This is a genomic window from Proteus sp. G2618 (genome assembly GCF_009915995.1).
Lineage (GTDB): Bacteria > Pseudomonadota > Gammaproteobacteria > Enterobacterales > Enterobacteriaceae > Proteus > Proteus terrae.
In genome coordinates, this window is the sequence record NZ_JAABNI010000025.1 from 163,738 (window position 1) to 177,235 (window position 13,498).

The 13,498-nt window shown below is 33.6% G+C and carries 13 protein-coding genes and 1 tRNA gene; 10 read left to right on the forward strand and 4 right to left on the reverse strand.

The window, feature by feature from the left end:
- A complete protein-coding gene (locus tag GWJ01_RS15650; protein ID WP_109393854.1) occupies window positions 1-924 on the forward strand; it encodes a TIGR01212 family radical SAM protein in 924 nt (307 codons plus the stop codon).
- A 145-nt stretch (window positions 925-1,069) separates the two neighbouring features.
- Here GWJ01_RS15650 and dauA read toward each other — a convergent pair whose 3' ends face one another.
- Together dauA and GWJ01_RS15660 are read right to left on the reverse strand one after the other, a co-directional pair.
- On the reverse strand, window positions 1,070-2,770 hold the full coding sequence (gene dauA / locus GWJ01_RS15655; RefSeq protein WP_109393853.1) for a C4-dicarboxylic acid transporter DauA: 1,701 nt from the start codon (window positions 2,768-2,770) through the stop codon (window positions 1,070-1,072).
- Between the two features lie 581 nt (window positions 2,771-3,351).
- A tRNA-Ser gene (locus GWJ01_RS15660) sits at window positions 3,352-3,439 on the reverse strand.
- Between the two features lie 316 nt (window positions 3,440-3,755).
- On the opposite strand from GWJ01_RS15660, the gene ghrA reads away from it, so the two are divergent.
- The 7 genes from ghrA to GWJ01_RS15695 all read left to right on the forward strand — a co-directional run bounded on the left by ghrA (window position 3,756) and on the right by GWJ01_RS15695 (window position 9,286).
- Window positions 3,756-4,697 carry a glyoxylate/hydroxypyruvate reductase GhrA gene (ghrA, locus tag GWJ01_RS15665; RefSeq protein WP_109393852.1) on the forward strand — a complete coding sequence of 314 codons (942 nt, stop codon included), beginning with the start codon at window positions 3,756-3,758 and terminating at the stop codon, window positions 4,695-4,697.
- Window positions 4,698-4,951: 254 nt separating this feature from the next.
- The gene (locus tag GWJ01_RS15670) at window positions 4,952-5,629 is read left to right on the forward strand and encodes a hypothetical protein (protein WP_161711276.1); all 678 of its coding nucleotides are present in this window, start codon (window positions 4,952-4,954) and stop codon (window positions 5,627-5,629) included.
- On the forward strand, window positions 5,601-6,407 hold the full coding sequence (locus tag GWJ01_RS15675) for a hypothetical protein (protein WP_161711277.1): 807 nt from the start codon (window positions 5,601-5,603) through the stop codon (window positions 6,405-6,407). Before GWJ01_RS15670 ends, GWJ01_RS15675 begins: the two co-directional genes overlap by 29 nt.
- Window positions 6,379-6,699, forward strand: coding sequence for a hypothetical protein (locus tag GWJ01_RS15680; protein ID WP_161711278.1), 321 nt, complete (start codon window positions 6,379-6,381; stop codon window positions 6,697-6,699). The genes GWJ01_RS15675 and GWJ01_RS15680 overlap by 29 nt, the downstream gene beginning before the upstream one ends.
- Window positions 6,700-7,036: 337 nt before the next feature.
- The gene (locus GWJ01_RS15685) at window positions 7,037-7,603 is read left to right on the forward strand and encodes a hypothetical protein (RefSeq protein ID WP_161711279.1); all 567 of its coding nucleotides are present in this window, start codon (window positions 7,037-7,039) and stop codon (window positions 7,601-7,603) included.
- 245 nt (window positions 7,604-7,848) lie between these two features.
- On the forward strand, window positions 7,849-8,457 hold the full coding sequence (locus GWJ01_RS15690) for a 2OG-Fe(II) oxygenase (protein WP_109402363.1): 609 nt from the start codon (window positions 7,849-7,851) through the stop codon (window positions 8,455-8,457).
- 256 nt (window positions 8,458-8,713) lie between these two features.
- Window positions 8,714-9,286 carry a TorD/DmsD family molecular chaperone gene (locus GWJ01_RS15695; RefSeq protein ID WP_109402362.1) on the forward strand — a complete coding sequence of 191 codons (573 nt, stop codon included), beginning with the start codon at window positions 8,714-8,716 and terminating at the stop codon, window positions 9,284-9,286.
- Between the two features lie 118 nt (window positions 9,287-9,404).
- Here GWJ01_RS15695 and GWJ01_RS15700 read toward each other — a convergent pair whose 3' ends face one another.
- Window positions 9,405-9,959: a lipoprotein gene (locus tag GWJ01_RS15700; RefSeq protein ID WP_109393849.1), complete on the reverse strand. Its 555-nt coding sequence runs from the start codon at window positions 9,957-9,959 to the stop codon at window positions 9,405-9,407.
- Between the two features lie 42 nt (window positions 9,960-10,001).
- On the reverse strand, window positions 10,002-11,204 hold the full coding sequence (mdtH, locus tag GWJ01_RS15705) for a multidrug efflux MFS transporter MdtH (protein ID WP_109393848.1): 1,203 nt from the start codon (window positions 11,202-11,204) through the stop codon (window positions 10,002-10,004).
- 197 nt (window positions 11,205-11,401) lie between these two features.
- Here mdtH and rimJ point away from each other — a divergent pair, with 197 nt between their 5' ends.
- Complete coding sequence (gene rimJ, locus GWJ01_RS15710) at window positions 11,402-11,983, forward strand: ribosomal protein S5-alanine N-acetyltransferase (protein ID WP_109402361.1); 582 nt, start codon at window positions 11,402-11,404, stop codon at window positions 11,981-11,983.
- Between the two features lie 845 nt (window positions 11,984-12,828).
- Window positions 12,829-13,425 carry a TetR/AcrR family transcriptional regulator gene (locus GWJ01_RS15715; RefSeq protein ID WP_109402360.1) on the forward strand — a complete coding sequence of 199 codons (597 nt, stop codon included), beginning with the start codon at window positions 12,829-12,831 and terminating at the stop codon, window positions 13,423-13,425.
- Window positions 13,426-13,498: the final 73 nt, after the last annotated feature.

Genomic DNA, 13,498 nt, shown 5'->3' on the forward strand with positions numbered 1-13,498 from the left:
ATGCAATTGCATACAGTTGTGAATATGTTCGGCGCTGATCTTCAGCGCCGTTATCACGAAAAAATTCATAAAATCACCCTTCATGGCGGTTTCAGCTGTCCTAATAGAGATGGCACATTGGGGCGGGGAGGCTGTACTTTCTGTAATGTTTCCTCTTTTGCTGATGAGCAAACACAATATCATTCGATAGAAGAACAAATTGCATTGCAAGCCCAAAATATTAACCGTGCGCATCGTTATCTTGCCTATTTTCAAGCCTATACCAGTACTTATGCCGAAGTAGAATACTTACGTACGTTATATGAAACCGCATTATTACAAGCGGATATGGTTGGGTTATGTGTCGGAACTCGGCCAGATTGTGTCCCTGTTAGCGTATTGGATTTATTGCAAGGTTATCGCGATAAAGGCTATGAAGTATGGTTAGAACTTGGTTTACAAACGGCTCATGATAAAACATTGAAGCACATTAATCGTGGGCATGATTTTCAATGTTATCAAGCGACCACTCGAGAAGCTCGTCGGCGTGGTTTAAAAGTGTGTACGCACCTTATTGTTGGACTGCCACGAGAAGATCATCTATTTAATATGCAAACATTAGAGCGTGTGGTAGATACAGGTACTGATGGGCTTAAATTACACCCATTACATATTGTTGAAGGCAGCACGATAGCTAAAGCATGGAAAGCAGGGCGTATTAATGCATTGACGCAAGATCAGTATGTTTATACTGCGGGTGAGATGATCCGCCATACTCCTCCTGAAATTATTTATCACCGAGTGTGTGCTAGCGCTAGAAAACCCACCTTATTAGCTCCTGAATGGTGTGAGAATCACTGGTTGGGAATGAATGCACTTTATCAAGATTTATTAAAAAAGGGTGTGCAAGGAAGCGGGATTGGTAATGCGTTTATTCCTAATTAAGTGAATTATTTTTTATATTAAGAATGAGCGTTGAAATTAATAATTTCTCAAATTAAATCTTATAATTATTCATAATTAAAAACGCCTTTAATCTTTATTTAATATTGATTAAAGGCGTTAATTTTTTATCTGAAATTCTAAACCGCTACTGAATTAATTCCAAATCATCCAGTGCTTTTTGTAATGAAGGATAGAAATTCAGAGTATCTTCAATTGGTGTGACTCTTGCTCTGGCCAACGTTTTTAAAGGCTGGAAAGGAATATCACAAACAATCACATGGGTATCATGTTTAACATCAGTGACAAAATGCTGGAATGCATGTAATCCACCTGCATCTAACACAGGAACAGCATCCCATTGCATAATAACGGTTTTATAACCTTTACTACGCTCACGTAACTCATTAAAGATACGCTCAGCGGCGGCAAAGAATAATGGACCATTAACACGCACAACTAATAATTGTTTATCATCATCAGTATAAGGGGATTCAGTTATTTTGGTCATATTGGCAATACGACGCATAAATAACAGTGAAGCCAACACAATACCGATAGTAATGGCAATAACCATATCAAAGAGAACGGTGAGCGATAAGCATAATACTAAGACAATAATATCGTCTTTAGGAGCGTGTCGAATAAGATCAATAACTTTACGTGCTTCACTCATATTCCATGCAACAATTAACAGCAGTGCGGACATTGCGGCTAAAGGTAAATAAGAAAGAAAAGGGGCTAATACAAGTAAAGTTAGCAACACCAATAATGAGTGAACAATAGCAGAAACAGGTGATGTTGCACCTGCACGTACGTTAGCAGCAGAACGTGCAATCGCCGCGGTTGCTGTAATACCACCGAAGAAAGGTGCGACAATATTACCAACACCTTGTCCGACTAACTCACCATTAGAGTGATGCTTTTTGCCTGTCATACCATCAAGTACAACTGCACATAATAATGATTCGATAGCACCTAACATTGCCATTGAAAAGGCTGCGGGTAATAAAGCAGAAACAGTGCTCCAATTTAATTCAAGAGATGTACCTGAACTTGGTAAATTCCAAGGTAAAACAAACTGAGGCAAAATAGGTGGGATACCTTGCCCAGTTGTTCCATTAGGAAGCATATAACTAAATTGTGAGCCAATAGTTGCAACGTCATGACCGAACATATTCACAATACCCATTACTGCTGTACCTGCGATTAAAGCGGGTAAGTGTCCGGGTAAGCGTAAATTCAGCTTAGGCCAATAAATTAAAACTAACAGTGTTGTCAGGCCAATAAGTGTATCACCAAGATGAATAGTCGGTAATGCAGAGCCTAGAGCAATTACTTTATCAATATAAGTTTCTGGCACATGCGCTAATTCAAGACCAAAAAAGTCTTTTACTTGCATTGTGGCAATAGTGATAGCAATTCCCGAAGTAAATCCAAGTGTTACAGAAACAGGAATATACTCAATAAGCTTGCCAAAGCGAGCTAATCCCATAACCACTAAGATAACGCCAGACATGAGCGTAGCAATCAATAGGCCACTCAAACCAAACTGTTGTGATACAGGATAAAGGATCACAACAAAAGCGGCAGTAGGCCCTGACACGCTGTATCGAGAGCCACCAGAAACAGCAATGACTATACCGGCAATAGCTGCGGTATAAAGACCGTATTGCGGAGGAACACCGCTACCAATTGCCAAAGCCATGGCTAAAGGTATCGCGATAATTCCGACGGTGATCCCTGCAATAATATCTTTTAATAAACGCGCAAAAGAGTAAGGCTCTTTTACACATGCATCAATAAATGCACTAAAGGGGCGAACCCGGTTAACTTTATGAGTTTTCATTTAGGATTAAACCAAAATAAGAAGTCAGATGCCGAATAACGGCGATAAGGAAAAGAGAGGATATCGCTTTTATTCGCTGATAATAATGTGATATATCAAATTATTAATGCATATCTTAAAGCTTAGTAAAAATAAAATCAATTAAACTAATAAGTTAACCTAAATAGATAACGCAATGTATCTTATTGTATTTATTCTGTTGCTTGCTTGAAAATAAAGTTTAAATTTATTTTAAAATTATAAAAAGCGTTTTATTTTAGAATAAATGTCGTTTAGAGATAGAGTAATAAAAATATTTTTACGTCATAAAAATCGGATAGACATAAATAACAATTACATAAGTTTTTTTAACTCATTAAAATTAATTATCAAAGCTTATTAAGCGATGAGAAATTATTAAATAAAACGATTAAGTAAAAAATAAAATAAAAAATGTGTTGTATACTAACAATAATATCATCAAAAAATGAAAAGTTGCTGGATATAAACAAGTCAGTGAAGAGAAAACGAGACTAAAAGTGTAGATAATTTCGGACAAAAAAATAGAGCCTAGCTGAAAAACTAGGCTCTATCTTAGAATATGGCGGTGAGAGAGGGATTCGAACCCTCGATACGTTGCCGTATACACACTTTCCAGGCGTGCTCCTTCAGCCTCTCGGACATCTCACCGTATTGTCGTTGGATATGTACTTAACATCTCTCAACGGGGCGCTACTATATGGAAAAGGATCATAGGCGTCAACAGCTAAATGCATTTTTCCTTTAACTTTTGTATCAAGCAGTCAAATAAAAAACAATATGCACAAATGCTAGGCAAATTATGCAGTAAAGCAATACTAATATGGATTGTTGTACTGAACAGAGAATTAAGAATTTCGTTAACTGGTTAACATTCTCAACATTTTTATTAACAACTTATTCAAAGAGACTTGAAATCAGAACGTAACCCTCGCACCCTATGATAAAAATGCTGGAGGAAGGCAAAATGAATATTATTTATTATCATCCTTTTTTTGACGCAGAAACATGGATCAATGGTATGAAGGCGCGTTTACCGAATGCCAATATACGCATTTGGGAACCTGGCGATAATCAACCTGCAGATTACGCTATGGTTTGGCTTCCTCCTTATGAAATGCTAGCCAGTCGCAATCACCTTAAAGGTATTTTTGCCTTAGGAGCAGGGGTCGATGCTATTTTAAAACAAGAACAACAAAAGCCGGGTACATTACCAACAGGTGTTCCTGTTATGCGTTTAGAAGACACCGGGATGGGGCTTCAAATGCAAGAATATGCGATTGCTAAAGTGATGTATTACTTTCGTCGAATGGATGATTATAAACGCCAACAATCACAACGTTTATGGAAACAACTTCCTGCACATTCTTATGATGATTTTGTTATTGGTGTTTTAGGGGCTGGTGCTTTAGGTGGGAGTGTTGCGACTAAACTTGCTGAACTTGGTTTTAAAGTGCGTTGCTGGAGTCGCAGTGAAAAACAAATTAAAAATGTTGAAAGCTTTTATGGTAAAGAACAACTCAATGATTTTCTCAAAGAGTGTAATTTGCTAATTAACTTATTACCTTATACGCCAGAAACACATGGTATTTTGAATTTTTCACTCTTTGAGCAACTTAAACCTTCTTCTTATTTGATTAATTTAGCACGAGGTGCGCATTTAGTTGATCAAGATTTATTAGAAGCGATAGATCAAGGGCATATTGCTGATGCCACTTTGGATGTTTTTGCTCAAGAGCCATTAGCGGGAATGCACCCCTTTTGGACACATCCTCGTGTTTCAATTACGCCACATATTGCTGCTTTTACAATTCCTAATATTGCGATGGATACGATTGTTGAAAATATCCAACGAATTGAGAAAGGAGAAACTCCTTTTGGTGTGGTAGATATGAAAAATGGTTATTAAGTTTATTCTATTTATATTCTAATTTTAGAAAATTTAGAAAAAAGGCGATAAATTTTAGTATATTGCCTTTTTTTTTATTCTGAATTTCAAAAAAATCATTTTTTCCATTATTTATATAATGTAATAAAAATCTGACTGCAAATAGATATCTCTTGCAGATTATCTTATTGAATATTACCTCAAATTTTAATTTTTGAGGTGGTAAATGACTAATAAAGTAATTATGGCCAATCTTGTTCTTTCGGGAATTTATGGTGATAAAAAAGAAACTAAAAATTGGAATTAAACGAATAGATGAACATGTTGATGAAAATAAAGAGACGAATAATAAATTATACAAAATAAAGTTTAATAAAATTGAATGTGATTATAATTTAAATGAAGATAAATTAGATGATTGCTCAGAGAGCATTTATATTGAATATGAAGAATACATACCAAAGTATACTGAAGAGCATTGCTTATCTAGTATGGATAACATGGTGTGGCAACAAGAAGAAAATATATTAAAACTTAATAGGAAAGATTTGAATTTTACAATGAGGTTGGAAGATGGAAAAGTTTTTGTTTCTAATTTACCAGCGAGTTTATCTGCAGATGTAGTGGATGCAAGGAATAATGAGCATCAACTTGATTTAAAATTAAGTGAAAATAAAAAAATAAAATCAATTAAACCCATAAGTAATGAAATTCAAGTCAAAATAAGTGAGGAAAATAGAACAAAAATGTTTTATATGGATTCTTCTTTCATATCTTCAACCGAGAATTATATGTATAAAATTAAAGATCTAAAAGATAAACCACCATTATCATTTCATTCATTAGTTGGGGAAAATAATTATAATAATTATCATTCAGGACAACCATTTTCTTCTCAAAGTCCTAGTCATTTCAGTAGTCGTCATGTTCCATTTTTTTTCATCCATAATTGATAATGTAAGAATACATTTAGCCAAAGCTAAACAACAGCGAATACAAAAAGAATATAAAAAAATGGCATCAGACATTGCTAAAAGTATTGATCCCGGTTTTAGAGGATTTCTTTCTAATATAAAAGGGCTCACAAATACTTCAACATCACCATGTAATAACAAATATAAAGCTTCACATAGTGCTAAAGAAAATAAAAAGTTACATTATGCGGTGTTAAACAGATATGTTAAAGGAATCAATAATGGAAAAACTCAAGGAGAAGTTGTTTATTCTATAGTTAAAGATCTAAAAGAAAAAGATAGTATCACTATTACACATTTTAATGGCATTCGTGCGTTTTTTGGTATAGATGCATTTAGTTTAATTCCCCAAGTTAAAGCTAATTTATTTTTATTAGCAAATTATTCAAAAACACATTCAATAACATTTTCAAAAAGTGAAAATAATAGGGTGAAATTTTCGTTTATAAACAAAAAAGAGGAAAATATATCTGCTGGCTTATCTGCAGGTATTGGTAGTTATAAAAGAAGATGGCAAAATAATAGTATAGATTATGGTTTTAATTCACCATTAACGGCGAGTATATATCTTGATTTAAACCATAATAAAAAATCTAATTTTTCATTTGAAATTGACTTGGATGATGTTGTTGAGTTTATTGATAAAGGTTTAGATTTTAGTTTAAATCAATTGAAGGATAATACCACATTGAATAATAACGAGAATATTTCTTTGGGACTATTTGCTAATGTCAGAAGTGAATTTAGAGCTCAATAATGAAACTGAAGTCGCAATACCGAGAAATGCAGTAGGAATAAATGTGATTGCATCATTATTAAAATTAAACATTAATATTAATAAATTTTTTGATTATGGAAAAATAAAATTAAGTGAAAAAGACAAAGTAATTGATTTAAAATTATTTGAAATGCTCTTTGATGTCTATAGGGATTTAAAATTTTCACCATCAAGAACACGTTCTACTCATGAGGTTCAGTGGTATCCACTTGCAACAATGAAAAACATTGAAATTATGATTCAAAAAAAATTAATAGTTTATTTAAAATAAATATTTTTAATAGTAAAAAGCTAAAAGCTCAACAAGAATTTGAAGAGCAAAAAAAAGGTTTAAAAGAAATATATAGGAGGATTTTGAAAATAAATAACTTGTTTGATAAGCATCCTACAACTCTTAATCTTAATCAGAACATAAAAAAATTGATAGCATTTATCTAACAGTATTACCAAATAAAAAATTTGCAGATAAAATAGTTAAAGATCCTTTTTTTAATGATGATGATCCTAAATATTTAGAAGGTTTAAGTGTTAGAGAACATAAATTACAAAAAATTTTATTGGATTTAGAAGGGAAAAAGAAAATTTTATCTTCACAAGAAAAAAGTAATATGAATGAGAAATTTAAACCTTATTCTGTTTTTAAATATAAACTGAACGAAAGAAGTGAGGATATTTATAAAAACACTAGAGATAAATTTGCTGAAATGATGGAAAATATAAAAGGAAATGAAAGTTTCTCATTAAAAAATATTAAGGATGAGCTAGATAAATTATTTAACGATTGTAAGAATGAGTTGAGTAAAATGGAATATAAATTAGATGATATAGATATAATGTCTATCAGTGAAGTATCGGATAAAATAAAATCAATACCATTAGTACTTCTAGAGCTAGAGAATAAAGAAGGAATTATCTATCGCCAAGTAAAAGGTGAAATTGTATTCCATCGCTATAATAATATTGATGATAAAATTAATGTTAGTGATGAAATTGATATTAATGATGAAATTGATATTAATGATGAAATTGATATTAATAATAAAATTGATATTAATGGCGAAATTAATATTGATGGTGAAGCTAATATTGATGGTGAAGCTAATATTGATGGTGAAGCTAATATTGATGATAATTCTAAAAAATTAAAAAGCATATCGGCAAAATATTATTTTTAGTTAAATATTGATTTATCTTATATAACTTTGAATAAAAATAATGATATTAGCTGATAACGCTATGTTTTTAAAAGATCCCCGTATATTTTAAAAGCGTAATATATTGTAAATACTATAACTTTCTGGTTATATGGAGTTTCTCACTAATAAAATGAGGTTATCGAAAAGATAAGTTTATTAAATTGTAGTTTTACTTAATTTGGTGATATAAAGTAGTTTCCCATGTTAATAAGACAATATACTTAATGAATATAGCAGAACTTCTTGAGCAAATAGCAGAGAAAGGATGGTGTGTATGGGATGATTTCCTTACACCTGAGGCTGTTCAACAACTACGAGCTTGTTTTGGTGACAACGCACAACAAGCTCGTATTGGGCGTCACGAAAATCGGCAGGCAGAGACGGCGATACGCAGTGATAAAATCAGTTGGTTAGAACCAGAAATGGGAATACCTGTTCAGCATTATTTAATGCAAATGGAGTCTATTCAACGTGCTGTAAATCGTGAGTTTTTTCTTGGCCTTTTTGAATATGAAGCACATTTTGCTTGTTATGAAAAAGGCGCTTTTTATAAAAAACATCTGGATGCGTTTAAAGAAAATGTAACTCGGCGATTAACGACTGTATTGTATCTTAATGAGGATTGGAAAAAAGAAGATGGCGGCGAGTTAGTTATTTATGATTTGGACGATAATAAACTTGCAACAATGGCTCCTAAAGGTGGGCGTTTAGTTGTTTTCCTTTCAGAACAGTTCCCTCATGAAGTACTTCCTACTAATAAAGAGAGAATAAGTATTGCAGGATGGTTTCGTGTGAATGGTGTAAGAGATAATTTTCTCGATATAGCTAGTTAAAAAATGCAATAAAATGCTGTTGTCATAAAGTTGTTTTTAATATTTTATTATAAAACTGCTTTAGAAGATAAGTAGCATGGGATTAGGCGCGTTTCTTATATTAAGTAAAGACTTAATAATAAGAGCGCGCTTTTTCTGTTTTAAGCGGTTAAAGATAGTAAAATTAATATTAACAATAGATGAGAAATGACGAAAAACGTTGATTTTCTTACCAGTAAAAGCACAATAACGCGAAACTTTTTAGGATAAAAATACAATGAATGAATTCTCAATAGTTTGCCGACTTTTAGGCACATTATTTCAACGTGACCCTAAAGATCCTATTTTATCACCAATTATTACAATGATTGGTGAGGGGAAACTTAGTCAGCTATGGCCATTAGAGCAAGATGAGCTCTTTAATACATTAAAAAGCAGTGTTAAAGATTTGGATATTGTTGAAGCTGATTATCAATCCCTTTTTGGTGGCGAAGCGCCAGCTGTATCTGTTTATGCCCATGATTATGAAAAGATCAAAGAAGACGATATTCGTCAATTTTTAGTCACAAGGGGTATGCCTGTTACTGATAATGCAACAGACAGCTTTGGTGCTTTATTACTTGCTGCTTCATGGCTTGAAGATAATTCAGCGGAAGATGAAGTATTAGCTCAAATACAATTATTTGATGAATATCTGCTACCTTGGGCTGGCGCATTTTTAGGTAAGGTTGAAGCTCATGCAACAAGTGGCTTTTATCGTACACTAGCAGGTATTACCCGTGGTGCATTATCAGCATTACGTGAAGAACTCTCTGATGATGAAGAGAGTGATGAGACAGAAAATATGTAAGCTGAGTAATATAAATATTTCTTTGTAAAAGTATTTTTTTATTCATAAAAAAGGCAAACCATTGGGTTTGCCTTTCTCATTAATGACGATAAATATTTTTAATCAACTCGCGTAACTATTAGAGTTGGATGACGAATTTACCCGGTTTAACTTCAATTCCTTTAGCCAGTTTAAACGCGGCAGCTTCAGCACTGTTTTTTTCTGGGTTAAGAACATAAACAGGGTGGTTATCAAAGTAAGTCGTAATAGTTGTATCTAAATAAGGTTTTAGTGCCACAACTACTGCATCCATTTTTTCTGGAGAGACTTTGTAACTATCAATAGTCATTGATTTTATGTATATCGCCCCTTTATCAGCTTGATAAAAAGGTTGGCCTGATAACGTAAGCTCAACTTTAGCGCTTGTCTTACCAAAGAATGAATTAATTATCAGATCAGTTGTACCAGAAAGACTTATTTTACCTGGCTCAGTACGACCAATTTGAATAGAAAGATTGCTTAATTTAATATCAGCAGATACAACCTCATCTTCACCAATATGTTTCTGAAGATTTATCTTTTGACTGATATAGTCATTGATGAGGTTTTCACTCACATCAAATTGCTTGAGCTGTTCACACCCTGTGATTAAGCTTGTTAATACTAATATACTGGTTAGAAAAATTGCTTTCATAAACACTCCTTGATCATTGATAACTAAGAGTTTACCTGATCTCTAGGGAGTAAGCATGGCTGTTTCTATTTTTTTACGATTAAATTGGCGATGTAACGCATAAAGTGTTATTAAACCTACAGTTCCTAGTAAGAACCAAGGTAATTCAGGCATATCGAATTGATTACCTAAATCATACATCCATCCGCCACCTGTATATCCAATAGCTCCCCCAAATGCCAAGCCTAAGCGGCTAAAACCCATATAACTACCACGAGCGCGAGGGTCAGCAAGTGATGCACTTAATGTTTCGCGTGCAGGCTCTGCTGTAATAGTACCAAGATAAAACAGGCCAATAATAAAGAAGATACTTTGTAATGAATGGATCATACCAACAGGGAACATGCTGATGCTCATTAAAAATAAGCCAGCCATTAAACGCTGTTCTAATTTGAAACGTTTCTCACTCCAGCGAGCAATAGGATAAAGCAACGTTAACGAAAGTAGAGCTTCGATGGCATACATCCATTTTACTGCCGTTGGTGTACCCGCAATATCATTGACGATAATAGGAAACATCAACATAACTTGAACAGATAATACAAAATAACCTGTCAGTGTTAAGACATAGCTGACAAAGCGCTTATCAAGGAATACTCGTTTTAGCCCCTCTTTAATTGGTGTTCGGGTTGTTGAGATACGATAAGCAGGTAATAACCAAGCATTAAATAAGGCTGCGATAACAAAAACACCCGCACCAACCCAGCACACTAAATGAAAATCATACTGTAATAGCCAACTACCAATGAGTGCACCAATAACGGCACCTGCACTATCTTGCATTAATAATAAAGAATAAAAACGACCGCGTTCATAAGGGCGGGTTAATTTTATAACCAGCGCTGTGCGAGGTGGATCAAATAAAGTTCCACCTAATGCGGATAAAATGCAAGATAACCAAAGTATCCAGGGTTGATCTGCCATTGCCATTAAAGCAAAACCTAAAGCTCGTAATAACATGCCTGTTATTATCATTGGTTTTGCACCAAAACGGTCTGCAATGGCGCCACCAAAAATGCCAAGGCCTTGTTGTACTAATTGTCTAAGCCCTAAAGCAAAACCGACAATAACACCAGCCCAACCTAATTGTTCGACGAAACGAATAGAAATAAGCGGAAAAACAACGAAAAAACCTAGGACAACTAACATATTGTCAACTAGGAGGAAGTATTTACCCAAAGTACGGGCTTGTGTTACCAGCGCCATTACTCACCATCAATAAGTAAATAATTTAAATAAGATAAGGGGGGAATGAAATAATTTATTTCTTCGACTATTCTGTCTCTAAATGTGCATAATTCCTAGTAAATTAAAGATGATATTTTTTTATTAAGGTTAGTGGCAGAATAAGAAGAGTTGCTTCAGAATTAGACTTATTTATATCAAAGGATAATGAGATCGTAATGTTTGGTTATCGTGGCGGAATTCCTAAAATTCGTTTTGAAACACAAAGAATAGTCATTCGTTTGGCATACGAGCGAGATGCTGAAAGATTGGCTGATTATTATACATTAAATCGTCGTTTTTTAATTCCGTGGGAACCTGTAAGAGATAAAACACATTATATACCCTCTGGTTGGGAACACCGTTTACAATATATGAATGAATTACACCGGCAAGAAAGTGCTTTTCATTTTCTGCTGTTGACACAAAAAGAAGATGAAATTATTGGTGTCGCTAATTATAGCAATGTTATGCGTGGTGCTTTTAATGCCTGTTTTTTAGGCTATTCAGTCGGTGAAAAATGGCAAGGCCAAGGTTATATGTCTGAAGCTTTAACGGAAACACTTCGTTATATGCAACGGCAGCAGGGAATGCATCGTATTATGGCGAATTATATGCCCCATAATTTACGTAGTGGAAACTTATTAGCTAAACATGGTTTTGAACGTGAAGGATATGCCAAAAACTATCTGCAAATTAATCAAGAGTGGCGAGATCACGTACTGACTGCATTAACAACGCGAGCTTATTTTAAACGTTAATATTGGTCATTATGGAAGGAAAGCACTGTTTATAATTATATTAAAAACGTCGTTACGTCAGTGCTTTTAGCCTCTTTTTTAATGATAACCGTAATATTTAATAAGTCATCTGATCCGTTTTTTTTTAACATATAGTACCAATGCTGAATATGGAAAATAGACTGTGTTAAGCGTGAGGACTCTTCTTTTTCAATATAAAATCTATTCTTTCGATACAAATCAAGCGCACCTTCATAATGAGTATCGACATAAAGTGATAAATACGCTTTTTTCAGAACATCTTTACTATATTAGGTTATCCACTCAAGTATAGCGTGGGCAATACCGTGTTTTTGATATGGTGATAATACGGCAATATGTGCCAAGTAAACTTCATTTTTATTTGGCGTATAATCAAATAAAGAAAATCTTTTGCTTAATATGATGAATAATACCAAAACGCCAATAATCTAAGGATGGTGTTTTAATAAAGGGATTTGCAATAAAGTCGTTTTCTTTTATTACTAAACAAAATGTTGCGATAATTTTTCCATTATTAGTGACAACAAATTGTTGGCTATTTTTTTACAGGCTAATGAATTCCAAATAGCTTCTAATTGCTGACGCTGATTAGGATTAGTGCTATCAATATTAAAAGCATTTAATTAAAAAACGAAATGCGTGTGCAAATAATTGAATAATTTCAGGAATATCTGAAGTCTCTGCAACACGAAGCTGATAGTGTTCATTAAGTAATTGCATGATATCGTTACTCTGCAATAATAGGGTTAACTTTTTAGACTGTTTGGTCTAGTTTTTTGTAGGCTAATCAGTCTAATTTATTTTGTCCAGAGATTTTTAATGTTATGAACAAGACTGTTACTGAAAAACAAAAAGTGAAAATGAAGCATATTATTGATGCTGCAATACGTTGCTTTGCTGTAAAAGGTTTTCACTCCACATCAACAGCAGAAATCTGTCGTGAAGCCGGTATGAGCCCAGGAAATGTATTTCATTATTTTCCGAATAAAAATTCGATTATTGAAGCGATAGTATTAGAAGATGCACAGCTATTTGACGATATTTTTTGTCGCTATGAAGCTGAAGAAGGGTGTATTCAGGCAATTATCGATTTAATGAAGGAAATTATAGAGCTCTATAATCAACCGGAATATGCACGTATTAGCATTGAAATTTTTGCTGAGGCTTCACGTAATGCGAGCATTCACGAGATTTTTATTGAAAATGAAAGAAACAACAAACAGCGTTTGATTGCAATGCTGAAAAACGGTATTAAAAGAGGGCTGATAGACTCAACACTTGAGCCAGAAAAAATTGCAACATGGCTGTTAGTTATCGCAGATGGTTCAATGAGAAGAAATATTATTGATCCTGAATTTAATGAAAGAGAGAACAAAACTATGCTGGAAGTGATGTTGAGAAAAATGCTCACAAAGCCATAAGTTGCTATTTTTTAATCGCTTTGGTTAGTCGTAGATAAACAGAGACAGTGTATTCTTAGCTAATTGAAGATTG